This window comes from Arthrobacter sp. D3-16, from assembly GCF_054408515.1.
The window spans coordinates 2,680,230-2,702,008 of the sequence record NZ_CP096437.1; the positions used below are offsets into that span (position 1 = coordinate 2,680,230).

General features: G+C 65.1%; 22 protein-coding genes and 1 tRNA gene. 9 read left to right on the forward strand and 14 right to left on the reverse strand.

The genetic code is table 11. The annotated features are described in order from the left end of the window. Positions 1-5: 5 nt before the first annotated feature. Complete coding sequence (locus tag M1D32_RS12780) at positions 6-1,613, reverse strand: carboxyl transferase domain-containing protein (protein ID WP_458779025.1); 1,608 nt, start codon at positions 1,611-1,613, stop codon at positions 6-8. A 140-nt stretch (positions 1,614-1,753) separates the two neighbouring features. Between M1D32_RS12780 and M1D32_RS12785 the strand changes: the two genes are divergently transcribed. Further along, entirely contained in the window at positions 1,754-2,491 is a 738-nt protein-coding gene (locus tag M1D32_RS12785; protein ID WP_458779026.1) for an SACE_7040 family transcriptional regulator, read from the forward strand. 73 nt (positions 2,492-2,564) lie between these two features. On the opposite strand, the gene M1D32_RS12790 is transcribed toward M1D32_RS12785, so the two are convergent. From M1D32_RS12790 to pdhA, 3 genes are read right to left on the reverse strand one after another with little or no spacing between them, the layout of a single operon-like run. Next, complete coding sequence (locus M1D32_RS12790) at positions 2,565-3,941, reverse strand: dihydrolipoamide acetyltransferase family protein (RefSeq protein ID WP_458779027.1); 1,377 nt, start codon at positions 3,939-3,941, stop codon at positions 2,565-2,567. After that, on the reverse strand, positions 3,938-4,948 hold the full coding sequence (locus M1D32_RS12795) for an alpha-ketoacid dehydrogenase subunit beta (RefSeq protein ID WP_458779028.1): 1,011 nt from the start codon (positions 4,946-4,948) through the stop codon (positions 3,938-3,940). Before M1D32_RS12795 ends, M1D32_RS12790 begins: the two co-directional genes overlap by 4 nt. Further along, positions 4,948-6,138, reverse strand: coding sequence for a pyruvate dehydrogenase (acetyl-transferring) E1 component subunit alpha (gene pdhA, locus M1D32_RS12800; protein WP_458779029.1), 1,191 nt, complete (start codon positions 6,136-6,138; stop codon positions 4,948-4,950). Before pdhA ends, M1D32_RS12795 begins: the two co-directional genes overlap by 1 nt. A gap of 192 nt (positions 6,139-6,330) precedes the next feature. On the opposite strand from pdhA, the gene M1D32_RS12805 reads away from it, so the two are divergent. After that, positions 6,331-6,804: an Lrp/AsnC family transcriptional regulator gene (locus M1D32_RS12805; protein WP_458779030.1), complete on the forward strand. Its 474-nt coding sequence runs from the start codon at positions 6,331-6,333 to the stop codon at positions 6,802-6,804. A 132-nt stretch (positions 6,805-6,936) separates the two neighbouring features. Then, complete coding sequence (locus M1D32_RS12810) at positions 6,937-7,536, forward strand: hypothetical protein (RefSeq protein WP_458779031.1); 600 nt, start codon at positions 6,937-6,939, stop codon at positions 7,534-7,536. Between the two features lie 91 nt (positions 7,537-7,627). Here the strand turns inward: M1D32_RS12810 and M1D32_RS12815 are convergent, their stop codons facing one another. Further along, a complete protein-coding gene (locus tag M1D32_RS12815) occupies positions 7,628-9,244 on the reverse strand; it encodes a solute symporter family protein (protein WP_458779032.1) in 1,617 nt (538 codons plus the stop codon). Further along, positions 9,241-9,621 carry a DUF485 domain-containing protein gene (locus M1D32_RS12820; RefSeq protein WP_458779033.1) on the reverse strand — a complete coding sequence of 127 codons (381 nt, stop codon included), beginning with the start codon at positions 9,619-9,621 and terminating at the stop codon, positions 9,241-9,243. The genes M1D32_RS12815 and M1D32_RS12820 overlap by 4 nt, the downstream gene beginning before the upstream one ends. Before the next feature lie 181 nt (positions 9,622-9,802). Between M1D32_RS12820 and M1D32_RS12825 the strand changes: the two genes are divergently transcribed. The 5 genes from M1D32_RS12825 (at position 9,803) to M1D32_RS12845 (ending at position 14,372) form a co-directional block, all read left to right on the forward strand. Next, the gene (locus tag M1D32_RS12825) at positions 9,803-11,011 is read left to right on the forward strand and encodes a sensor histidine kinase (protein ID WP_458779034.1); all 1,209 of its coding nucleotides are present in this window, start codon (positions 9,803-9,805) and stop codon (positions 11,009-11,011) included. A 67-nt stretch (positions 11,012-11,078) separates the two neighbouring features. Continuing rightward, positions 11,079-11,795, forward strand: coding sequence for a LytR/AlgR family response regulator transcription factor (locus M1D32_RS12830; protein ID WP_458779035.1), 717 nt, complete (start codon positions 11,079-11,081; stop codon positions 11,793-11,795). Further along, positions 11,792-12,142: a DUF485 domain-containing protein gene (locus tag M1D32_RS12835; protein WP_458779036.1), complete on the forward strand. Its 351-nt coding sequence runs from the start codon at positions 11,792-11,794 to the stop codon at positions 12,140-12,142. The genes M1D32_RS12830 and M1D32_RS12835 overlap by 4 nt, the downstream gene beginning before the upstream one ends. A gap of 7 nt (positions 12,143-12,149) precedes the next feature. After that, the gene (locus M1D32_RS12840; RefSeq protein ID WP_458779037.1) at positions 12,150-13,616 is read left to right on the forward strand and encodes a sodium/solute symporter; all 1,467 of its coding nucleotides are present in this window, start codon (positions 12,150-12,152) and stop codon (positions 13,614-13,616) included. A 72-nt stretch (positions 13,617-13,688) separates the two neighbouring features. Next, positions 13,689-14,372 carry a hypothetical protein gene (locus M1D32_RS12845; RefSeq protein ID WP_458779038.1) on the forward strand — a complete coding sequence of 228 codons (684 nt, stop codon included), beginning with the start codon at positions 13,689-13,691 and terminating at the stop codon, positions 14,370-14,372. A gap of 12 nt (positions 14,373-14,384) precedes the next feature. Here M1D32_RS12845 and M1D32_RS12850 read toward each other — a convergent pair whose 3' ends face one another. The 6 genes from M1D32_RS12850 to rpsB form a co-directional block, all read right to left on the reverse strand. Further along, the gene (locus M1D32_RS12850; RefSeq protein WP_458779039.1) at positions 14,385-14,969 is read right to left on the reverse strand and encodes a DivIVA domain-containing protein; all 585 of its coding nucleotides are present in this window, start codon (positions 14,967-14,969) and stop codon (positions 14,385-14,387) included. 79 nt (positions 14,970-15,048) lie between these two features. Next, complete coding sequence (locus tag M1D32_RS12855; RefSeq protein WP_458779040.1) at positions 15,049-15,972, reverse strand: phosphatidate cytidylyltransferase; 924 nt, start codon at positions 15,970-15,972, stop codon at positions 15,049-15,051. Then, positions 15,972-16,529 (reverse strand): ribosome recycling factor, encoded by a 558-nt coding sequence (gene frr, locus M1D32_RS12860; RefSeq protein WP_458779041.1) that lies wholly within the window; start codon positions 16,527-16,529, stop codon positions 15,972-15,974. The genes M1D32_RS12855 and frr overlap by 1 nt, the downstream gene beginning before the upstream one ends. 128 nt (positions 16,530-16,657) lie before the next feature. Beyond that, positions 16,658-17,395: a UMP kinase gene (pyrH, locus tag M1D32_RS12865; RefSeq protein WP_458779042.1), complete on the reverse strand. Its 738-nt coding sequence runs from the start codon at positions 17,393-17,395 to the stop codon at positions 16,658-16,660. 117 nt (positions 17,396-17,512) lie between these two features. Beyond that, positions 17,513-18,349: a translation elongation factor Ts gene (gene tsf / locus M1D32_RS12870; RefSeq protein ID WP_163164406.1), complete on the reverse strand. Its 837-nt coding sequence runs from the start codon at positions 18,347-18,349 to the stop codon at positions 17,513-17,515. Positions 18,350-18,478: 129 nt separating this feature from the next. Next, on the reverse strand, positions 18,479-19,354 hold the full coding sequence (gene rpsB, locus M1D32_RS12875) for a 30S ribosomal protein S2 (RefSeq protein ID WP_458779043.1): 876 nt from the start codon (positions 19,352-19,354) through the stop codon (positions 18,479-18,481). 432 nt (positions 19,355-19,786) lie between these two features. Here rpsB and M1D32_RS12880 point away from each other — a divergent pair, with 432 nt between their 5' ends. Further along, positions 19,787-20,314: a M23 family metallopeptidase gene (locus M1D32_RS12880; protein ID WP_458779044.1), complete on the forward strand. Its 528-nt coding sequence runs from the start codon at positions 19,787-19,789 to the stop codon at positions 20,312-20,314. Between the two features lie 39 nt (positions 20,315-20,353). On the opposite strand, the gene M1D32_RS12885 is transcribed toward M1D32_RS12880, so the two are convergent. Next, positions 20,354-21,544: an acyl-CoA dehydrogenase family protein gene (locus M1D32_RS12885; RefSeq protein ID WP_458779045.1), complete on the reverse strand. Its 1,191-nt coding sequence runs from the start codon at positions 21,542-21,544 to the stop codon at positions 20,354-20,356. Between the two features lie 143 nt (positions 21,545-21,687). Continuing rightward, a tRNA-Ile gene (locus M1D32_RS12890) sits at positions 21,688-21,764 on the reverse strand. Between the last annotated feature and the right edge of the window lie 15 nt (positions 21,765-21,779).

The window sequence follows — 21,779 nt, forward strand, 5'->3', positions numbered from 1 at the left end:
CGGGCTCACATCCTGAAGAGGCCGAAGGAGGTTTCCGGCAGCGGCGTGCGGGACACCACGTCCAGTGCGAGGCCAAGGACGGTACGGGTGTCGGCGGGATCGATCACGCCGTCGTCCCACAGCCTGGCCGTGGAGTAGTACGGGCTGCCCTGGTCCTCGTACTGCCGCCGAATGGGTGCCTTGAAGGCTTCCTCGTCCTCCGCTGACCACTCCTGGCCGGCTGCCTCGTACTGGTCACGCTTCACCGTGGCCAGGACGCTGGAGGCCTGGTTGCCGCCCATCACCGAGATCCGGGCGGCCGGCCACATCCACAGGAACCGCGGCGAATAGGCGCGGCCGCACATGGAATAGTTGCCGGCGCCGAAGGAGCCGCCGATCACCACTGTCAGCTTGGGTACCCGCGCCGTGGCCACGGCGGTGACCATCTTCGCGCCGTTCTTGGCGATGCCGCCCTGCTCCGAGTCCCTGCCCACCATGAACCCGGAGATGTTCTGCAGGAATATCAGCGGAATGCCGCGCTGGTCGCAGAGCTCGATGAAGTGGGCCCCTTTGAGGGAAGACTCGCTGAACAGCACCCCGTTGTTGGCTACGATGCCTACCGGATGCCCGTGCAGCCTCCCGAAGCCCGTCACGAGGGTGGTGCCGTACTCCTTCTTGAATTCGTGGAACCGGCTGCCGTCCACCAGCCGGGCAATCACCTCGTGGACGTCGTAGGGGGCGTTGACATCAGTGGGTACCGCCCCGTAGAGCTCCGCCGGGGCTGCGGCCGGTTCGACTGCGGGTTCCATCTCCCACACCGGCGCCGCCGGAGCCGGAAGCGTGGCAACGATGTCCCGGATGATCTGCAGGGCATGTTCGTCATTTTCGGCAAGGTGGTCCGTCACGCCGGAGATTCTTGAGTGCACTTCCCCGCCGCCGAGCTCTTCCGGACTGACGATCTCTCCGATGGCGGCCTTCACGAGCGGCGGCCCGCCCAGGAAGATCGTGCCCTGGTTCCGGACGATAACGGTTTCATCGCTCATGGCCGGAACATAGGCGCCACCGGCGGTACAGGATCCCATCACCGAGGCGATCTGGGGGATTTTGGCGGCGGAGAGCCTGGCCTGGTTATAGAAGATTCGGCCGAAGTGGTCCCTGTCCGGAAAGACCTCATCCTGCTTGGGCAGGAATGCTCCGCCGGAGTCCACCAAGTAGATGCAGGGCAGCCGGTTCTCAAGGGCAATCTCCTGGGCCCGCAAGTGCTTCTTCACCGTCATCGGATAGTACGTTCCGCCCTTGACCGTGGCGTCGTTGGAGATCACCAGCACGTGGCGGCCATGAACCAGCCCGATCCCGGCAATAACCCCGGCGCCGGGTGCCTCGTCGTTGTACATGCCGTTGGCGGCCAGGGGCGCAATTTCGAGGAACGGACTGCTGTCATCCAGCAGGTGGTCGATCCGCTCGCGGGGCAGGAGTTTCCCCCTGGCCACGTGGCGTTCCCTTGATTTTTCCGGTCCACCCAGCGCGGCGTCGGCCAGCTTTTTCCGCAGCTCGCCGGCGAGCGACAGCTGGGCGGCGCGGTTCAACGAATAAGCCTCGGCTGTAGCGTCAAGCCGGGTGGCAAGGGTCTCCATTGACGTCCGTTCCTGTTCCGATCCGAGCCGCCGAAAGCCAACTCGGTTAGCGCCCAATAACTGAAATTCAGGTTAGTCTGTATTAACTGTGAAGTCCAACACATACCGCCCTGGCTAATCTGCGGGCCTGAGGAGGAATCATGGCCAGCACTGAGGCCGCCCGGACCGGCGGGCGCGGCTCCCCGCTGGAGCACGCTACGGCGGCGGAACCCGTTCCCCCTGCGCCCCGGGCCCCGGGCTCCCAGCGCAATTCGTCAACCCAGCGCAGCTCGTCAACGCAACGCGGCCAGGCGAAGGAGAACCGGCGGCAGGCCTTGTTGAGTGCCGCGGCTTCGCTGTTCGCCGTCAACGGGTTCAACCGCGTGTCCCTTGAGGACCTCGGAGCGGCGGCAGGGGTCAGCGGCCCGGCTGTCTACCGTCATTTTCCCGGGAAGCAGGCGGTCCTCGCGGACCTGCTGGTGACCGTCAGCCAGGAACTCCTCGACGGCGGCCGCGAGGTGGTGGCGCGCAATCCCGATCCCGCATCCGCACTGCGTTGCCTGGTGGAGTTCCAGGTGGACTTCGCCCTGGGCAAGCCTGACGTTATCCGGGTACAGGACCGGGATTTCAGCAACCTGTCCGATGACGACCAGGCGGCTGTGCGGACCCTCCAGCTGAGCTATGTCGAGGCCTGGGTGGATGTCCTCGCAAAGCTGCATCCGGACACGGAGATCACGGAGCTCCGGATGCGTGCACATGCCACGTTCGGGCTCATCAACTCAACACCGCACTCGGTGCGCAGCCACGGCCGGAAGATGGCAGCACAATCCGCCCGCCCCCTGCTCGAGAGCATGGCCCTGGCGGCGCTTCTGGTGGATGCCAGGCCGCCTTCCCCCTAGGCCTTGGTTTTTGTCCAGAGATGCAGGGATAAACCGTCCGGAACCCTGCATCTCTGGACAAAACTCCCCTGGGTCAGACCATGGTGAGGACCATTCCCGGGTCCGCGAGGATTGCGCCCACGTCCGCCAGGAAGCGCGAGCCTTGCTCTCCGTCCACCAGGCGGTGGTCAAAGGACAGGCTTAGCGTGAGCACCTGACGCAGGGCCACCTCGCCCTGATACTCCCACGGCATGTTCCGCACCGCCCCCAGTGCGAGGATCGCGGCCTCCCCGGGGTTGAGGATGGGCGTGCCGGCGTCGATCCCGAAGACGCCGATGTTGGTGATCGAGATGGTTCCCCCGGACAGATCCGCCGGTGTGGTTCTGCCGGCACGGGCTGTTTCGGTGAGTTCGGCCAGCGCCTCGGCCAGCTGCAGCAGCGACAGCGAGTCTGCGTCCTTGATGTTGGGTACGGTCAGTCCCCGTGGCGTGGCGGCCGCAATGCCCAGGTTCACGTAGTTGAACGTCACGATTTCCTGGTTCTCCCCGTCCCAGCGCGCGTTCAGGGCCGGGTTCCGACGAAGGGCGATCAGCACAGCTTTGGCCGCCAGGGTGAGCGGCGTCAGCTTGTGCCCGCTGAATTCGCGATTGCTCCTCAGCCTGGAGAGCAGGCCCATGGCCGGGGTGACATCCACCGTGAGGAACTCGGTGACATGCGGGGCAGTGAAGGCGCTCGCCACCATAGCGGCCGCCGTGAACTTCCGCACGCCCTTGATGGGCATCCGGGTTTCCCGCTCCCCCTGACGGACCTGAATTCCGACCGGGGCTGCTTCCTGGGCTGCACCGGAATCACCATCCAGAAAGTGCTGGACGTCCTCGCGGGTGATCAGGCCCTGCGGCCCGGTCCCGGCCACCATGGCCAGGTCCACACCTAGGTCCTTGGCAAGCTTCCGCACCGGCGGCGTGGACCGGGGGCGGGTGCCGGCGGGCTTGGTGTCGTCAGGCTCTACCAGCGGAGAACGGGTGATACCAGGCTCAACCATCGGGTGGAGGTTGCGGACCCGCCGTGCCGGCCGGGCGGAGCTTTCGACGACGGCGCCGTACCCCACGAGGTTGGGTTGCCTTGTGGTTTCCCCTGCCTCCGGCGCCCCCAGTCGCGGCATTGGGGATGCCGGGGACGAAGCGGGGGCATCGGCCTTTGGTGAGGGGGCGGCGGCGTCGTCCGTTACTTCGAACGAAACGATGGGCTTGCCTACCTCCACGATGGTGCCGGGCTGTTCATGGAGTTCCCGGATGACCCCTGCGAAAGGGGACGGGAGCTCCACCACGGCCTTGGCGGTTTCCACCTCGGCAATCACCTGGTTGAGGCTGACGGTATCCCCCACCCCAACCTTCCAGCTGAGGATTTCCGATTCAGTAAGCCCTTCGCCCAGGTCCGGAAGCCGGAATTCCTTGATCATGGTGGCGCTCATCCTTCCAGCCCGCTGAGGGAATTAGGCCGGCCCAGGGCACGGTCCACGCCGTCGAGGATGCGGTCCAGGCCCGGCAGGTGATGCATTTCAAGCTTGGAGTACGGGTACGGAATGTCGAAGCCGGTCACCCGGACGGGCGCCGCCTCAAGGTAGTAGAAGCACCGCTCGGTGATGCTGGCCGTTACCTCCGCACCGAGCCCTCCGGACTGGCCGGCCTCGTGCGTCACCACCAGGCGGCCGGTCTTGCGGACCGATGCCACTACCGTGTCGTAGTCCACTGGGGCCAGCGAGCGCAGGTCGATGACCTCAATGGAGATACCTTCGTCCGCAGCGGCAAGGGCAGCGTCGCGGGCAGTTTTCACCAGCGGGCCGTAGGCCACCAGGGTGACGTCGGCGCCTTCTGTCAGCACCCTCGCCTGGTCCATGGGCACTGCGGAGCCCGGATCAAGGGACTCGTCAACCTCGCCTTTGTCGTGATAGCGGCGCTTGGGCTCGAAGTACAGGACAGGATCGTCGCAGGAGATGGCCTGCTGGATGACGGTATGGGCGTCCTGCGGGTTAGAGACTGTCACTACGCGCAGGCCCGAGGTGTGGGTGAAGTAGGCTTCCGGGGACTCGGAATGATGCTCGGGTGAACCGATGCCGCCGCCGAACGGGACCCTGATGGTAATGGGCATTTTCACCGCGCCGCGCGTGCGGTAGTGGAGCTTTGCCACCTGGCTGACGATTTGGTCGAACGCGGGGTAGATAAAGCCGTCGAACTGGATCTCCACCACGGGACGGTAACCGCGGTAGGCCAGTCCCACGGCCGTTCCCACAATCGCTGACTCTGCCAGCGGCGTGTCCACCACCCGGTGCTTGCCGAAGTCCTTCTGGAGGCCGTCGGTAATCCTGAAGACGCCGCCCAGGGCACCAATGTCTTCCCCCAGGAGGACCACCTTGGGATCGTTCTCCAGGGATTTGCGCAGGCCGGCGTTGATTGCGCGGGCAAAGGTCATCTGGGTCATCAGCGTGCACCTTCTTCTGATACGGCTTCTGCGGGATCACCGAACGAGGCCAGGTAACGGGCGTAATGGTCCTGCTGCCGGTCCAGCCAGGAGTTGGGGGTGCTGTAGACGTGCTTGAAGACATCCATCGGCTGCGGCTCGGGCATGGTGGTGCAGCCCGTGCGCATTTCCCGGGCTACGGCGTCGGCCTTGTCCTTGACCTGTTGTTTCAGCGCTGCCGTCAGCAGCCCCTTGCGGTCCAGGAGTGCCTCCACCCGGCTGATCGGGTCCTTCGCTGCCCAGTCCTCCAGCTCGTTGGCGTCACGGTAGCGGGTGGGGTCATCGGCAGTCGTGTGCGGACCCATCCGGTAGCTGACCGCCTCAATAAACGTCGGACCGCCGCCGCGCCGGGCACGGTCCAGGGCCACCCGCGTTGCTGCCATCACCGCCAGGACGTCGTTGCCGTCCACCCGCAGGCTTGGGATGCCGAACCCGGCCGCCCTGTCCGCCAGCTGGATGTGCGACTGAAGCCGCACCGGTTCGGAGATGGCCCAGTGGTTGTTGGTGCAGAAAAACACGACCGGCACCTGGAAGCTCGCGGCGAAGACCATGGCCTCGTTGACGTCGCCTTCGCTGGTGGCTCCATCACCGAAATACGTCACCGCCGCGGAATCGGCGCCGTCGTTCTGGATGCCCATGGCATAGCCGGTGGCGTGCAGGGTCTGGGCTCCAATAATGATCTGTGGCGTGGCCATATTGATGGAGTACGGGTCCCAGCCGGAGGAGGCGTTCCCGCGCCAGACCCGGACGATGTCCGTCAGGTCCACTCCCCTGCAGTACGCAACACCGTTCTCACGGTAGCTGGAGAACACAAAGTCGTCGGGGCGGAGGGACCGGCCGGAACCGACCTGGGCTGCTTCCTGCCCCAGCAGCGGCGGCCACAACGCGAGCTCACCTTGCCTCTGCAGGGCCGTTGCTTCGACGTCGATGCGCCGGATGACCGTCATGTCCTCGAACAGCGCGCACAGCTGCTCGTCCGTGACGTCCCGCACCCAGGGGTCGAATTCGGGGTGGCTCACCCGCTCCCCCGCCGGAGTAATCAGCTGGACGAGGGCTCTGCCCTGTCCGTGGATGTCCGCACTGGCAGCAACACTTCCGGCACCCGCATCCGGGGCACCTGTGCCGTCCTGGCCCGTTTCGTCTGTAGACACGATAGCCGCACCTTCTCACGTCGTTGACCAGCGGATCCGGGACTTGTGATCCCGCTGGCCGCCGGCCTCCCGGGCGCCGTTGCTCCGGATACTGTGACCCTACTCACAATGCTCATTGGGTACAACCACCGCGGTGATCATTGAGCACAATGCGCTGCCCGGCGCCTCATGACGGTGCTAACGTTGCGCATTATGCAAGCTTTGGATGGCACTGACACCCGCCTTCTGTCCGCGTTGGCGCAAGATCCCCGGCGGACGGTGGTGGCGCTGGCCCAGAGGCTTGGCCTCTCCAGGAATACAGTGCAGGCGCGGATGGCCCAGCTGGAAAAAAAGCACGTCTTCCTATCCTTCGAACGCAGGATCAATCCGGTGGCGCTCGGGTACCCGCTGATGGCATTCATCTCCGTCCATGTCCAGCAGCAAAAGCTTGTCCCACTGGCGGCGGACCTGGCAGACATTCCGGAGATCCTGGAGGGCTACGGGCTCACCGGCTCAGCCGACCTGCTGCTCCGGGTGGTGGCCCTGGATGCCGAGGACCTCTTCCGTATTAACGGGAAGATCCTGGCGTGCGACGGCGTGGACCGGACCGACACCGCCCTGGCGATGGGTGAACTCATCCCCTTCCGGATACAGCCCCTGCTGGACCGGGGACCGCAAGGCAGCTGACGGTACCGGCGGACGGAGCATGAAGTACGACGGCGGCAGCGCGGGCTATAGGCTGTTGCAAGTTATTCAGGGGTTCCGGGAGGGTCCCCGCAATCAGGCGGTGCCGATGCAGCACGCCGGAAAGGCTCCATCTTGAGCAATCCTCAGGAACCGTACCAGCCGGGACAGCCCGCACATGCCCCGCAGCAGCCGCCCTCGCCCCCTCAGCAGCAACCGGGCCAGGGCGGACAGGCGTACCAGGCTCCTGCCGGCACTTACGGTGAGCCCGGCCCGTTCGGGCTGCCGGGCCAGCAGCCCCCGCGCAGGAGCCGGCGGAAACTGTGGATCATCCTGGCCAGCGTTGGCGGGGTCCTGCTCCTGGTGGTCCTGGGCATCATCATCCTGGTCAACGTGGTGGGCAGCGCCACGAATCAGGCCCGCGGCCTTGCTGACGGTTTCACCGAGCTGGTCATCAGCGGACAGAGCTCCCAGGCCTACGATGAGTACCTCGACCCCGCCCTGAAGGAACAGCTGTCCAAAGAAGCGTTTATCGCCGGAGTGGGAACGCTGGAGATGAACGACCAGTGCAAGCCGTCCTACAACGACCTCCAGGTGAGCACGGACAACGGGGTCAAGGCCGCAGACGTGGCGGGTGTCATCACCTGTGAGGGCAAGGAAGTGGACCTCATGTACCGGTTTGAAGGCACGGACGAGCTCAAGATGACCAACATCAAGCTGCGGCCCAAGGCCTAGCTCCAAAGACCAGCCACGCAGACGCACAAGAGCCCCGGCGCCGCAGCGCCGGGGCTCTTTCTGTCGTGGCGGGTGGCTGGTCCGCGGGGGCCTAGTGGTTTACTGCCTTCTCTGCTCCGACCCCGGTGAGGGAACGGACTTCCATTTCGGCCTGCTTGGCACTGTCTTCGCGCTTCTTGTCCAGGACTGTTCCGAGCCAGCCCAGGAAGAATGCCAGCGGAATGGACACGATGCCGGGGTTGCTCAGCGGGAAGATCGCGAAGTTTGCATCCTTGATCATCGACGTTGCGCCGCCGGAGACGACCGGCGAGAAGATGATCAGGACAATCGCGGCACCAAGCCCGCCGTACATGCTCCAGACTGCGCCCTGCGTGGTGAACTTCCGCCAGAACAGGGAGTAGACGATGGTGGGCAGGTTGGCGGAGGCGGCGACGGCGAATGCCAGTGCCACGAGGAACGCCACGTTCTGCCCGTTGGCGAGGATTCCGCCCAGGATGGCCAGGATGCCGATGACCACCACGGTGCGCCGGGCCACCTTGACTTCGGTGTCAGCGTCGGCCTTGCCCTTGGAGATGACGCTTGCGTAGATGTCATGGGCGAAGGAGGCAGCGGCGGTGATGGTCAGGCCCGCCACAACGGCCAGGATGGTGGCGAACGCCACGGCCGAGATGAAGCCCAGCAGCAGCGGACCGCCCAGGTAGAAGGCCAGCAGCGGCGCTGCGGCATTCACGCCGCCCGGAGCCGTCCGGATGGTTTCGGGGCCGACGAGTGCTGCTGCACCGTAGCCGAGGACCAGCGTGAAGAGGTAGAAGAGCCCGATCAGCCAGATGGCCCACACCACGGACTTGCGGGCTTCCTTGGCCGTGGGGACGGTGTAGAAGCGCATCAGCACATGCGGCAGGGCGGCGGTGCCCAGGACCAGCGCGAGGCCCAGGGACATAAAGTCCAGTTTGGACGTTTCCGTCTTGCCGTACTGCAGGCCCGGGTTGAGGACGGCCGGGTTGTTGGCCGTTTCCACCGCCGCGCCGAGCAGGCTGGAGAGGTTGAAGCCGTAGATCGCCAGGACCCAGAGGGTCATGACGGCCGCGCCGGCGATGAGCAGGACGGCCTTGATGATCTGCACCCACGTGGTGCCCTTCATGCCGCCGATCAGGACGTACATGATCATCAGGCCGCCGACGACGATGATCACCAAAGCCTGTCCGCCCCAGTCGCTGATGCCCAGCAGCAGCGAAACCAGGCTTCCGGCGCCGGCCATCTGCGCCAGGAGGTAGAAGAAGCAGACCGCAAGGGTGGAGATGGCGGCGGCGATGCGGACGGGCCGCTGCTTCAGGCGGAAGGACAGCACATCCGCCATGGTGAACTTGCCGGTATTGCGCAGGAGCTCGGCGACGAGCAGCAGGGCGACGAGCCAGGCCACCAGGAAGCCGATGGAGTACATAAAACCGTCATAGCCGTTGACGGCAATGGCTCCGGTGATGCCCAGGAACGAGGCTGCCGAGAGGTAGTCCCCCGCGATGGCGGTTCCGTTCTGCGAGCCGGTAAACGAGCGCCCGGCGGCGTAGTAGTCCGCTGCCGTTTTGTTGTTCCGGCTGGCGCGGAAAACAATCACCATGGTGACGGCCACGAACAGCCCGAAGACGCCCATGTTCAGCAGGGTGGTGTCCTTGAGGGCGGCCACGTCCACCGCTGTGGCGATGCCGATCATTTGTTTACCCCGCCCACTCGGTTGCCGTCCTTATCAAATTCGTGTCCTTCAATCTCGTCGCGGATTTCAGCGGCGATGGGATCCAGCCGCCGGTTGGAGTAGCTGACGTACCAGCTGGTGATCGCAAACGTCGAGACGAACTGGAGCAGGCCGAGGATCAGGCCAACGTTGATGTTGCCCCAGACCTTGGTGGACATAAAGCCCACGGCGTAGTCCGCCAGCAGGACGTAAGCGAAATACCACAGCAGGAATGCGACTGCCATGGGGAAGACAAAGCTGCGGTGACGCTTGCGCAGTTCCTGGAACTGCTCGGTCGACTGGACCTGTTCAAAGTCCACGGACGCCGCTGCGTCCGGAGTGTGGGCATCGTTACCCATCGTTCCTCCTCATTGAGACTTGCCTTGGACACACCCGCCGCAGATCCCTGGCAGGAATACCGCAAATGTGACTGCAATCACTGTGCTGGGCGGCGGCACCACATTCCAGCCCTGACGCGCCCGCGGTCGCTCAACGGTCGCGATGCTGCGACAAACGGCGCCCGCCGTTACGCTGGGCACCATGCCGGACTCCCCCCTCCTGACCGCCGCGGCTGTTGCCGTGATCGCCATGGCTGTCGCCGTCGTCGTCGGCCTGGGGTTGAAGGTATTGCGGTCCTTCAGGGACCTCGGCACGGACGCCGAACGCGCCACCTACCACACCCTGCACGCGGCATCCCAGGCAGGGCAGCATCTGCGGCGCGGCCTCAACCCCGCGGGTGCAGCGAAGGCCAGTCGGCAGCTGCGGGCGCTGCTGGGCTGCGAGGCGCTCGCCATCACCGACACCACCGGGGTGCTGGCGTGGGACGGCGCCGCCGAGGAACTGAAGCCAGAGTTGATGCGCCTGGCCGAAGGCGTGCTCGCGGGCGGGCGGGCGGCGGTGCTCCCGGCGGGGCACCCCACGGGGCCGGGCGGTACCGCAAGGAGCGGCACGGGCATCCCCCTTGCCGCAGTGATCGCCCCGGTGCGCGCCGGGACGCGCGTCGTGGGCGCCGTCGCCGCCTTCGCGCCGTCGGCGGGTGCCGGGCTGGTCAGGGCCACCGGCGAGGTGGCGGACTGGGTGGCTGTGCAGGTGGAGCTGGCGGAGTTGGACGCATCCCGGACGCTGCTCATGGAGGCGGAGGTGCGGGCACTGCGCGCACAGATCAGCCCGCACTTCATCTACAACTCGCTCAACGCCATCGCCTCCTTCATCAACACAGACCCCGCCCGCGCCCGGGAACTGGTGGTGGAGTTCGCCGACTTTACCCGCTACTCCTTCCGTCGCCACGGGGACTTCACCACCCTCGCCGAGGAACTCCGCTGCATCGACCGCTACCTCCTCCTGGAACGAGCACGGTTCGGCGAGCGCGTCCAGGTCAGCCTGCGCGTGGCGCCTGAGGTGCTCAGCACCGTTATTCCCTTCCTTAGCCTGCAGCCGCTGGTGGAAAACGCCGTCCGGCACGGGCTTGAGGCCAAGGAAGGGCCGGGACACATCAGCATCAGCGCGAACGACGCCGGCGCCTTCGCCGAGGTGACCATTGAGGACGACGGTGTGGGCATGGATCCGGCGCAGCTGCAGTCCATGCTGGCAGGCCATACCGACGGCGAGCACGTAGGCCTGCGCAACGTGGACGCCCGCCTGCGGCAGGTCTACGGCAACGACCACGGGCTGGTCATCGACACCGCGCCCGGGGAGGGGACGCTGATCACCATGCGCGTTCCAAAGTCGCAGCCCGGCCACGATGCCTGACCTGCAAAACGTGCGTCCTGATGCTCCCCTGATCCGGCCGCCCTGCGGCGGAAGCTAACCTAGGAACATGATTAACGTCCTCGTCGTTGATGATGAGCTGCCCGCCGTTGAGGAACTGGCTTTCCTCCTGGGGCGGGACGACCGCATCGGCACCGTCCTGCGCGCCACGTCGGGCACCGAAGCCCTTCGGGCCTTGGCAGCCGGTCCGGTGGACGCCGTCTTCCTGGACATCCATATGCCGGCGGTGTCCGGGCTGGATATTGCGCGCGCCATTGCCGCCAGCAGGAATCCCCCTGCGGTGGTTTTTGTCACCGCGGACGAGGACCACGCCCTGAAGGCCTTCGAACTCGCCGCGGTGGATTACCTGCTCAAGCCGGTCCGGGCCGAACGGCTGGCACGGTCGGTGGGTCGCATCAGCGAACTGCGCGACGGCGAAACGGCGGCTGAGATGATCACCGTGGACCAAGGCGGTACCACCAGGATGATCAGGCGCGACGACGTCACGTACGTACAGGCCCAGGGCGACTATGCAAGGCTGCATACGGCGGATGCGAGCTACCTGATCAGGGTGCCCCTTGCCGACCTGGAGCAGCAGTGGGCGGACGCCGGGTTCATCCGGACGCACCGCTCCTACCTGGTTGCCCTGAAGCATGTGACGTCCATGAAACTGGCGGCCGATGGGCCCAGTGTCACCGTTGCAGGTGCCGGACTTCCCATCAGCCGGCGCCACCTGCCAACGGTTCGGGAGAAGCTGGGCGCCACCAGGATCAGGCCGCACGCGTGACGAGGGTACGGGTCACTGCACCGCGCTCCGCGGCCCTTCCTCCCAGGGACAGCCGGGAAGCGGCGCAGGACTCCGAGGTGGGGCAGGTCTTCGTTCGGTCCCTGATCCGGTCCCAGCTGCGCCTGGCCCTGGTGGTGGCCGCAGGGTTCCTGCTGATCCTTGGCGCCTTCCCTCTGCTGCTGGCCGTGGTGCCCGGCTTGGCGGAAACCCGCCTCGCGGGGATCCCCTTCGACTGGCTTCTCCTGGGCGCAGGCATCTATCCCCTGATCGGGCTCAGCGCCTGGCTGTACGTCCGGACCGCGGCACGCAACGAAGCGCGGTACCGGGACCTGGCCAAGGACCAGTGACGGCACCATGAATCCAGGCGTGGCCATAGCGGCGCTCGCCGTGGTGTCCGTGGCCACTGCGGTGATCGGCTTCTACGGACTGCGGATCTCGCGGACCACCGGCGATTTCTATGTTGCTTCCCGGACGGTGCGGCCGTGGTGGAATGCCTCGGCCATCGGTGGAGAGTACCTCTCCGCGGCAAGCTTCCTCGGGGTTGCCGGCCTCATCCTGCTGTCCGGGACGGATGCCCTGTGGTTTCCGGTGGGCTACACCGCCGGTTACCTCATGCTGCTGCTGTTCGTTGCAGCCCCGCTTCGGCGCTCCGGCGCGTACACAATCCCCGACTTTACTGAAGCCAGGCTGGATTCCAGGGCCGTCCGGAAGGTCACCAGCCTGGTGGTGGTGCTGGTGGGCTGGCTGTACATTGTGCCGCAGCTCCACGGCGCCGCTTTGACCATCCGGATCACCACAGGCCTGCCGTCGTGGGTGGGATCGGTGGCCGTGGTGATTGTTGTGTGCCTGACAGTGGTTGCCGGCGGCATGCGTTCCATCACTTTTGTCCAGGCTTTCCAGTACTGGCTCAAGCTGACGGCCCTGGCGGTTCCCATCCTGTTCATCATCTTTATGCTCGCTGGGAACGGCACTCCTGCCCTGTCTCCGCCTGCCGTGAACCCCACCAGCCTTGCCCCCGCCGGGCTCTACCAGAACGTGTCGCTGCTGGTGGCCCTCCTCTTCGGGACCCTCGGGCTCCCCCACGTACTGGTCCGTTTCTACACCAACCCCGACGGGCAGTCTGCCCGGCGGACCACGCTCATTGTCCTGGGCCTGCTGTCCGTGTTCTACCTGTTTCCCACGGCCTACGGACTCGTGGGCAGAATGTTCGCGCCCGGCCTCGCCCGCGCCAACCAGGCCGATGCCATGGTGCTGCTGCTCCCCGGCGAACTGGTGGGCGGCCCCGCCGGAGACCTGCTGTCAGCCTTTGTGGTCGCAGGCGCCTTTGCAGCTTTCCTCTCCACCACGTCAGGCCTGGTGGTGTCCCTTGCCGGCGTGATCAGCCAGGACGTCCTGGGCGCCGGCGTGGGTGGCTTCCGGCTCGCTGCGGTGATCTCCATCGTGGTGCCCCTGGGGTTCGCGTTTATGACGGATTCGCTGGCCCTCGCCGGGAGCGTGGGCCTGGTTTTCGCCTTCACCGCGTCCACCGTGTGCCCGGTGCTGCTGCTGGGCATCTGGTGGCGGGGTCTGACCGACGCCGGCGCCATCGCCGGGATGGTAACCGGCGGGGTACTGTGCGGCGGCGCCATGATCGCCGGCGCCGTGGCGGGCGCTTCCAACCTCGCACCCTGGCTGGCACAGCCGGCGGCCTGGACCGTGCCGGCGGCCTTCGCCGTGATGGTCGGAGTTTCCCGTGCCACCGTCCAGCGTGTCCCCAAGACCATGCCACGGGTCATGACCCGGCTCCACACTCCGGAACGGCCCCTGGCCACGGAACGCTGACCCTCGCGCAGCCCTGCCGGCCCGGCCCGGTTTTTCCTCGCGCTGCTCCCTCTGTTGGGAGACAATTACGCCATGTCCACCGAGGGCGGCGTGCCCGCAGGCAAACGGGATGAAATTCCTCCTTCAGTGCGGGCCCAACTGCTCGCCACTGAACACTGGGGCCTGCTTGCATCGCGCAGCACCACCCAGAGCGAGGTACTGACCCGCATCAGCGTGTTTCTCACCTTTACCTCCGCCAGCGTGGTGAGCGCGGCCCTGGTGGGCCAGGCCACCCGCTTTTCCGAAGCGTTCGTCATGCTCGCGGTGATAGTCCTCTGCATCGACGTGGCCATGGGGCTCCTCACCCAGGTCCGCGTGATGAACGTCGCCCAGGAGGATCTGATGTACGTAACGGCAATGAACAGGCTCCGGGCCGCGTATGTCGATCTGGATCCGGGCATAGCGCCCTACTTGATGGCTGCCTATCACGATGACGAGGCCGGGTCCGCCCGGACATACTTCTTCTTTGGAAACCGGAGCAACCTGAGCCACGTTGCCGGGAGCAGCATGATTTTTATGGCTGCAGCGAACTCGGCCCTGATCGCCATCCTGTCGGGCCTGCTGGTGTCCCTCCTGGGTGCTGGCAACGCGGCGGCAGTCATCGTCGGAGCAGTGGCCGGCCTGGCCTTCCTGGCGGCGTGGTCGATCCACGGTTACCGGGCGTACAGGGAGATTTGGCGGAGGTTCCAACCGCTCTCCCCCACCCCGCCGGCGTGAGAATGTGCCGGGTCAGTCGATGGCCGCCATCAGTTCAATCACACGGTCCAGGAAGGCGTCCACCTGGGTTTCCTCGTACCCGTCGCGGCCAACGGCGGGACGGAAAACTGCGCGGCGGACGTTGTCGACGCTGAGCGGCTTGTCCTGTTCGAGGTAGGCGATGAGTTCGTGGCACAGGCGGTCCACGTCAACCGTGTTGTAGCTGCGGACCTTATTCCTGGACGGCCGGCGGAAGCGGTCACCGTCGGGGCGGTGCAGCCTGCCGCGGAGGATGCCGGACAGGTCTCCAATCTCCCGCAGCCACGCTTCCTCACCATGGGCAGCGATCAGTTCGTCCCGCTCGCGGCGCGCGAAGGCGTCTTCGAGGCGGTCCAGTGCTGCATCCACGACGGCCGCTGAATAGCCGCCCTTGACGGGATCGAAGGAAACCGCCCTGACAACGGCACTGGTAACGGGCTGCGCCGCAGCCTCGGGGGTTTCAAGGGACACCCGCGCCCGCTGCAGGAACTGGTCCACCTGCTTGGCGTTGTAGCCGTAATCGCTGCGCTCCACGCGCTCAAAGGACGCAGGGATCTGCCGATGAATGTCCAATGCCACTTTTGATTCCTTCGATGCTCTTCAAGCCGTTACTCCGGCACCAGTCTATTGGCGCCTGGACCCGGCAGGGTTTTGTGTGTCAGGCCCCGGAAACGAGCCCGTACAGGACAAAAGCCGCCGGGGCCGCAAAAACAATGGAGTCCAGCCGGTCCATTACGCCGCCATGTCCCGGCAGAATGCTGCTCATATCCTTGACGCCCAGTTCGCGCTTAACCATCGACTCCGCCAGGTCACCCGCCGTGGATGCCGCCACCAGGCCCACTGCAAGGAGAACACCCACCCACCAGGGCTTGTCCAGCAGAAAGAGGCTGGCAAGGATGCCGATGAGTATCGCGCCGCCAATGGAACCGGCAAATCCTTCCCAGGATTTTTTCGGGCTGATCTTCGGCGCCATCGGGTGCTTGCCCAGGGATGCGCCCACCAGGTAACCGAAGGTGTCGTTGGACACCACCAGCAGCAGCATCACCGCCACTTGCCACGCGCCGTCGGGAATTGTTCCTCCCGGCCAGAGCCCCAGCGGGGTGGCGCCGCCCGAAGCGTGCAGCGGGAGCGCCGCGAAGCTGATGAAGAACGGCACCCAGCCGAGGGTAAAGACGCCGGCGAAGATGCTGTTGGCCGAGCCCGCGGCGCTCTCAATGGAACGCCACAGCAGCACGGCCACGGAGCTGAGCAGCATGCCAAAGAGCAGGCTTTCGATCCCGCCGAAGTAGGCAGCAAAAGGCATGGCCACCGTGCCGGTCATGACCGGCACAATGGGCATCCTGGTCCCGTTCGCCTCCAGGGCCCGGTAAATTTCCCACACCCCAAAAACGGCGAACGCAGTGGTGACTGCAACAAATCCGAGCGGAAGGAACAGCAGCCCGCCCAGCACGGCGAAGAGCATGGCCAGGCCCACCACCACCGCAGCCGGCAGGTTCCGCCCGGCCTTCGGCGTCGGGTTGGTCCTGGGCTGCTTTCCCCGTGTGCGCGCCCGCTGTGCCGGGGCCTGCTCTGCCTGGCCCATCAGACTTCGAGCAGCTCTGCTTCCTTGCGCTTGAGCAGCTCGTCGATGCCGTCCACATGCGCCTTAGTGAGTCCGTCCAGTTCCTTTTCGGCGCGGGTGCCCTCATCCTCGCCCGCCTCGCCGTCCTTGACCAGCTTGTCCAGGGTTTCCTTCGCCTTGCGGCGGATGTTGCGGATGGAAACCTTGGCGTCTTCGCCCTTGGTCTTGACGATCTTGACGTATTCCTTGCGGCGTTCCTTGGTCAGCTCCGGAATGGTGACCCGGATGACGTTGCCGTCGTTGGAGGGGTTGGCGCCGACTTCGGAGTCGCTGAGCGCACGTTCGATGTCGCGCAGGGCGGTTTTGTCGAACGGGGTGATGAGGATGGTACGGGCGTCCGGAATGGCGAAGGAGGCAAGCTGCTGCAGCGGCGTGGGTGAGCCGTAATAGTCCACCAGGACCTTGTTGTACAGGCCCGGGTTGGCCCGCCCGGTGCGGATGGAAGCGAAGTCTTCCTTGGCTACCTCAACGGCCTTGTCCATCTTTTCTTCGGCTTCGAGCAAGGTTTCTTCGATCACGGTCTCTCCTGAAGATTCGGGTGCTGTCCGGGGCCCCGGTTCCATGCACAACGTGGTTCTCTGTTACTGCTTCCGCCCCTGGTCCCGAAGGCAGGGGCGGAACGGTCCTGAAAACATCCTAGCCGTAGCTAGGCAGTGACCAGCGTGCCCAGCTTCTCGCCGAGGATGGCCCGGGTGACGTTGCCCTCGCCCTCCATGCCGAAGACCACCATCGAGAGATTGTTGTCCTTGCACATGGTCATCGCCGTCTGGTCCATCACGCGGATGTCGCGGCGGAGGGCGTCGTCATAGCTGAGGGTCTCGAGCCGTTCGGCTGAGGGGTCCTTCTTCGGGTCCGCGGTGTAGACAGCGTCCACTCCGCTCTTCGCCATCAGGACGACGTCGGCATGGACTTCGAGGGCACGCTGGGCGGCGACGGTATCGGTAGAGAAGTACGGCAGGCCGGCGCCCGCGCCGAAGATGACCACACGGCCCTTTTCCATGTGCCGGATGGCACGGCGGGGAATGTACGCTTCGGCTACCTGCCCCATGGTGATGGCGCTCTGGACGCGGGTCTCGACGCCGGCCTGCTCCAGGAAGTCCTGCAGGGCGAGGCAGTTCATCACCGTTCCGAGCATGCCCATGTAGTCCGCCCTTGAGCGGTCCATGCCGCTCTGGGAAAGTTCTGCGCCGCGGAAGAAGTTGCCGCCGCCAACCACGATCGCCACTTCCACCTGGGGAACGGCCGCCGCGATCTGCTTGGCAACGTCGCGGACTGTCTCCGGGTCAACGCCAAGCTTCCCGCCGCCGAAGACCTCGCCGGAGAGCTTCAGGAGGACCCGGCGTCGGCTTTTCTCTGGCTGGATTACACTGTTGACGGCTTCCATGATGCCTTCCCGTTGTGAGTCTCAAAAAAGGTTATCCTGCTGGGGCCAATGGTCGGTACCGGCCCGGTGCATGCAAAAGGGGCGGCCACCGAAGTGGCCACCCCCTTGCTGTTTCGACTAGGAGCCGACGCGGAAACGCGTGAACGCGGTTCCCTTGACACCGGCCTCTTCGAGGACCTGCGCCACGGACTTCTTGGCGTCCTTCGCGAATGCCTGGTCAACCAGGACCTCACCCTTGTAGAAGCCGGTCACGCGGCCTTCCACGATCTTGGTGAGTGCGGCTTCGGGCTTGCCCTCGGCTTTGGCGGTCTCTTCGGCGATGCGGCGCTCGGACTCAACCAGCTCGGACGGAACGTCATCGCGGGTCAGGTAGTTCGGGGCCATGGCAGCAATGTGGACTGCGACATCGTGGGCGGCGGTGGCAGCGGTTTCGCCTTCACCGTCGACAGCGAACAGCACGCCAACCTGGGCCGGGAGGTCCTTGGAGGTCTTGTGCAGGTAAGCGTCAACCGTTGCACCCTCGACGCGGGAAATACGGCGGACAACAACCTTTTCGCCCAGGACAGCGCCTTCTTCGACGACGACCTCGGAGAGCGGCTTGCCGTCAACTTCGGTGGCGAGCAGGGTCTCCAGGTCGGCTGCACCGGACTCAACGGCGACGGCCAGGACCTTGTCGGCCAGCTGGATGAACTTGTCAGCCTTGGCTACGAAGTCGGTCTCGCAGTTGACCTCGATCATGACGCCGACGCCGTTGCTGACCTTTGCGGCCACCAGGCCTTCAGCGGTGGAGCGGCCCTCGCGCTTGGTAGCGCCCTTGAGGCCCTTGATGCGGATGATTTCGATGGCCTTCTCGGCGTCACCGTTGGCTTCGTCAAGAGCCTTCTTGACGTCCATCATGCCGGCGCCGGTGCGCTCGCGCAGGGCCTTGATGTCCGCGGCAGTGTAGTTCGCCATGTGAACCCCTCTGTCTAGAAATGTGTTGTGGTGTACGGACTGACAGGACGGCAGCCCATGTGGTGGGCCGCCATCCTGTCAGCAGCTCCGGCACCGCAGGCGGCACCGGAGAATCCGGATTTACTGGTGTTACTTGGCGTCTTCAGCCGGAGCAGCAGCGTCTTCTGCTGGAGCAGCTGCCTCGGCAGCGGCCGGAGCTTCAGCTTCCTCGGCGGGAGCAGCAGCAGCTTCCTCAGCCTTGCTGCCCTCGAGGAGTTCGCGCTCCCACTCGGCCAGCGGCTCTTCCGGAGCTTCGGTGGTGCCGGTGGCGCGGTTGTTGCGGGCGATGAGGCCTTCGGCAACGGCGTCGGCAACAACGCGGGTCAGGAGGTTCACGGAGCGGATGGCGTCGTCGTTGCCCGGGATCGGGAAGTCGACCTCGTCCGGATCGCAGTTGGTGTCCAGGATGGCCACAACCGGGATGTTCAGCTTCTTGGCCTCGTCAACGGCGAGGTGCTCCTTCTTGGTGTCCACGATCCAGAGCACGGAGGGTGCCTTGGTGAGGTTGCGGATACCGCCGAGGTTGGACTCGAGCTTGGTGAGTTCACGCTTGAGGAGCAGGAGCTCCTTCTTGGTGTACGCGGAGCCGGCGACGTCGTCGAAGTCGATCTCTTCGAGTTCCTTCATGCGCTGGATGCGCTTGGCAACCGTCTGGAAGTTGGTCAGCATACCGCCGAGCCAACGCTGGTTCACGTACGGCTGGCCAACGCGGGTTGCCTGCTCGGCAATTGCTTCCTGGGCCTGCTTCTTGGTGCCGACGAAGAGGACGGTGCCGCCGTGTGCAACGGTGGCCTTCACGAACTCGTATGCACGGTCGATGTAGGACAGCGACTGCTGAAGGTCGATGATGTAGATGCCGTTGCGCTCCGTGAAGATGAAGCGCTTCATCTTCGGGTTCCAACGGCGGGTCTGGTGTCCAAAGTGGACGCCGCTGTCAAGCAGCTGGCGCATAGTTACGACGGGCATGCCGACGCTCCTTCCGGCAGGTCATTCATGAGAAAGCCCCAAGGCTTCTTACCCTGCCAATAGTTGACGGTTTATTAGCGTGGCCCGGGCGGGCCCTGCTCCTGGCATCCCTCGCGCTTCTCATCAGCACCAAGGGTGCTGACCGCAAGAAGCATGATCCTCCATTGAGGGCTGGATGCGCGTAGTCAGCTGCCGCTCCCCCACACTCCTGAATGAGACGTGCCGACGCAAACCCGGACAGGGGCGTATACCGCTGGAAAAACCGTTGGGATAGCCGCCGGACGGAAAGCGTTGAGGGCGCAGCAAACTGCTCCATCAAGTGTACTACAGGCACCCGCACCCGGAAGACAGCAGCGGCGTCTCCGAGGAGCCTTATCCACATAGGCCAACCTGCCCCTGCCGGCCCTGAACGTCGCGGGGCAGGCTGGGCAGATGAAACCACCGGTACTGCTTGCAGCCCTGCTCCTGCTGCCCGCTTCACTTGCACCCACCGGCGAGATGCTGGCCTTCGGTCCGGTGGCCAGGGCCACGGAGCCGGCACCCTCCTGGCAGTGGCCCCTCTCCCCGCGCCCGCCCGTCCTGCGGGACTTTGACCCGCCGCCCAAGCCGTGGCTCAGCGGCCACCGGGGCGTGGACCTGGCAGCAGCGTCCGACGGCGTTCAGGTCGCCTCACCGGCCGCGGGCACGGTGAGCTTCGTGGGAGTCGTAGTGGACCGCCCGGTGATCACCATCGACCACGGCAACGGCCTCCGCAGCAGCTTTGAACCTGTAGAGAGCAGCCTGGCGGCCGGCAGTCCGGTGGGCGCGGGCCAGGCGATAGGAATAGCTCTTCCCGGCCATTGCCCTGCCGCTTCGTGCGTCCACTGGGGCGTCCGGCGCGGTGAGGACTACGTGAATCCGCTGCAGTTTGTGATGGACCTGCGCCCATCCATCCTGCTGCCGCTGGAAGGGCTGCCGTAGCGGCCGGTACCCGGCAGGCCGGACCCGGACGGAAACAGGTCAGACGATGGCGGAGATGCCGGTAACGGCCCGGCCCGTCACGAGGGTGTTGATTTCGTGCGTCCCCTCATAGGAGTAGATCGCTTCGGCGTCAGCGAAGATCTTGGCCATTTCGAAGTCGGTTACGATGCCGTTGCCGCCCAGGAGGTTCCGGCCGATTGCCACGCTTTCACGCATCCTTGCAGTGGTGAAGGCCTTCGCCAGGGCGGACTGCTCGTCCTTCGCCGCGCCGGCGTCCTCCAGCTGGGACAACCGCACCATCATGCCCATGGAACTGACGGCATTGCCCAGGATCTGGACCAGCTGGCTTTGGACCAGCTGGAAGGAGGCCAGCGGCCGCCCGAACTGGTGGCGCTCCACCACGTACCGCCGGGCCACGTCGAAGGCGGCCAGCTGCTGGCCCACGGCCTGCCAGGCGACACCGAGGCGCGTGACTTTCAGGACCTTGTTGACGTCCCGGAAGCTGTTGGCATGGGCAAGCTTGCAGAAGTCCGGAACCACTACGTTGTCCAGGGTAATATCGGCGTTCTGCACGGTCCGGAGGGCGATTTTATTCTCGATCTTCTCCGCACTGAAACCCTCCAGCGTGGTGTCCACGAGGAATCCCTTGACCTTGTTGTCCTCAAGGTCCCGGGCGTAGATGACCACCCAGTCGGAGAAGGTGGCGTTTCCAATCCAGCGCTTGGCACCGTTCAGGATCCACGAGCCGCCCTCGCGGCGCGCGGTAGTACGCGTTCCGCCGGCCACGTCGGAGCCGCCCAAGGGCTCCGTCAGGCCGAACGCTCCGATTTTCCTGAGTGAGTAGATGTCCGGCAGCCACGCGTCTTTTTGTTCCTGGGAGGCCAGCGCCTCGATGGAACCGGTGAAGAGGCCATCATGGACGCCCATAAAGGTGGAGATGGACGCATCGGCGCGCGTGACCTCGGCGTGCATCAGGCCCGCGAAGAGGTTGGAGTGGCCCTGCCTGCGGACCGGGCTGACCAGGTCGATATCGGCGAGCTTCGGAATCAGGTCCATGGGAAATTCACCACGGTTCCAGAAGTCAACAGCAATGGGACGCACCTCGCGGGCCAAAAAATCTCTGACCTCGGCAAGCCTGTCCCGCTCCTTTGCGCTGAGCAGCTGCTCGAACGAATAGAAGTCGCCATCCGCGTAGGGAAGGTTGTTGAGGTCGGCAGCAGAAGTGGACATGGTTACCTCGCAGATGATCAGCGGTGATCGGGACTCTCCGGGAAGGAGCACCGTAAGTTACTGCTCAGTAACATACCGCAGATCGGAAGCTTAAGGAAGAAAACCGCGGCCGGCAGATATGCCGGCCGCGGTTTCCGCGTTATTGGTAGGGCTACTCGGACTTGAACCGAGGACCTTAGGATTATGAGTCCCGCGCTCTAACCAGCTGAGCTATAGCCCCCTATGCCCTGGCTGG

What these genes read in the sequence shown, in the direction of transcription:
- M1D32_RS12885 (WP_458779045.1), bottom strand. Translation starts at nt 21,544, where the DNA reads ATGTCCACTTCTGCTGCCGACCTCAACAACCTTCCCTACGCGGATGGC.
- pyrH (WP_458779042.1), bottom strand. Translation starts at nt 17,395, where the DNA reads ATGGAAGCCGTCAACAGTGTAATCCAGCCAGAGAAAAGCCGACGCCGG.
- M1D32_RS12825 (WP_458779034.1), top strand. Translation starts at nt 9,803, where the DNA reads ATGCCGGACTCCCCCCTCCTGACCGCCGCGGCTGTTGCCGTGATCGCC.
- M1D32_RS12795 (WP_458779028.1), bottom strand. Translation starts at nt 4,948, where the DNA reads ATGACCCAGATGACCTTTGCCCGCGCAATCAACGCCGGCCTGCGCAAA.
- M1D32_RS12805 (WP_458779030.1), top strand. Translation starts at nt 6,331, where the DNA reads ATGCAAGCTTTGGATGGCACTGACACCCGCCTTCTGTCCGCGTTGGCG.
- M1D32_RS12815 (WP_458779032.1), bottom strand. Translation starts at nt 9,244, where the DNA reads ATGATCGGCATCGCCACAGCGGTGGACGTGGCCGCCCTCAAGGACACC.
- M1D32_RS12780 (WP_458779025.1), bottom strand. Translation starts at nt 1,613, where the DNA reads ATGGAGACCCTTGCCACCCGGCTTGACGCTACAGCCGAGGCTTATTCG.
- rpsB (WP_458779043.1), bottom strand. Translation starts at nt 19,354, where the DNA reads ATGCCCGTCGTAACTATGCGCCAGCTGCTTGACAGCGGCGTCCACTTT.
- tsf (WP_163164406.1), bottom strand. Translation starts at nt 18,349, where the DNA reads ATGGCGAACTACACTGCCGCGGACATCAAGGCCCTGCGCGAGCGCACC.
- M1D32_RS12840 (WP_458779037.1), top strand. Translation starts at nt 12,150, where the DNA reads ATGAATCCAGGCGTGGCCATAGCGGCGCTCGCCGTGGTGTCCGTGGCC.
- M1D32_RS12880 (WP_458779044.1), top strand. Translation starts at nt 19,787, where the DNA reads ATGAAACCACCGGTACTGCTTGCAGCCCTGCTCCTGCTGCCCGCTTCA.
- M1D32_RS12790 (WP_458779027.1), bottom strand. Translation starts at nt 3,941, where the DNA reads ATGAGCGCCACCATGATCAAGGAATTCCGGCTTCCGGACCTGGGCGAA.
- M1D32_RS12820 (WP_458779033.1), bottom strand. Translation starts at nt 9,621, where the DNA reads ATGGGTAACGATGCCCACACTCCGGACGCAGCGGCGTCCGTGGACTTT.
- M1D32_RS12830 (WP_458779035.1), top strand. Translation starts at nt 11,079, where the DNA reads ATGATTAACGTCCTCGTCGTTGATGATGAGCTGCCCGCCGTTGAGGAA.
- M1D32_RS12785 (WP_458779026.1), top strand. Translation starts at nt 1,754, where the DNA reads ATGGCCAGCACTGAGGCCGCCCGGACCGGCGGGCGCGGCTCCCCGCTG.
- M1D32_RS12855 (WP_458779040.1), bottom strand. Translation starts at nt 15,972, where the DNA reads ATGGGCCAGGCAGAGCAGGCCCCGGCACAGCGGGCGCGCACACGGGGA.
- M1D32_RS12845 (WP_458779038.1), top strand. Translation starts at nt 13,689, where the DNA reads ATGTCCACCGAGGGCGGCGTGCCCGCAGGCAAACGGGATGAAATTCCT.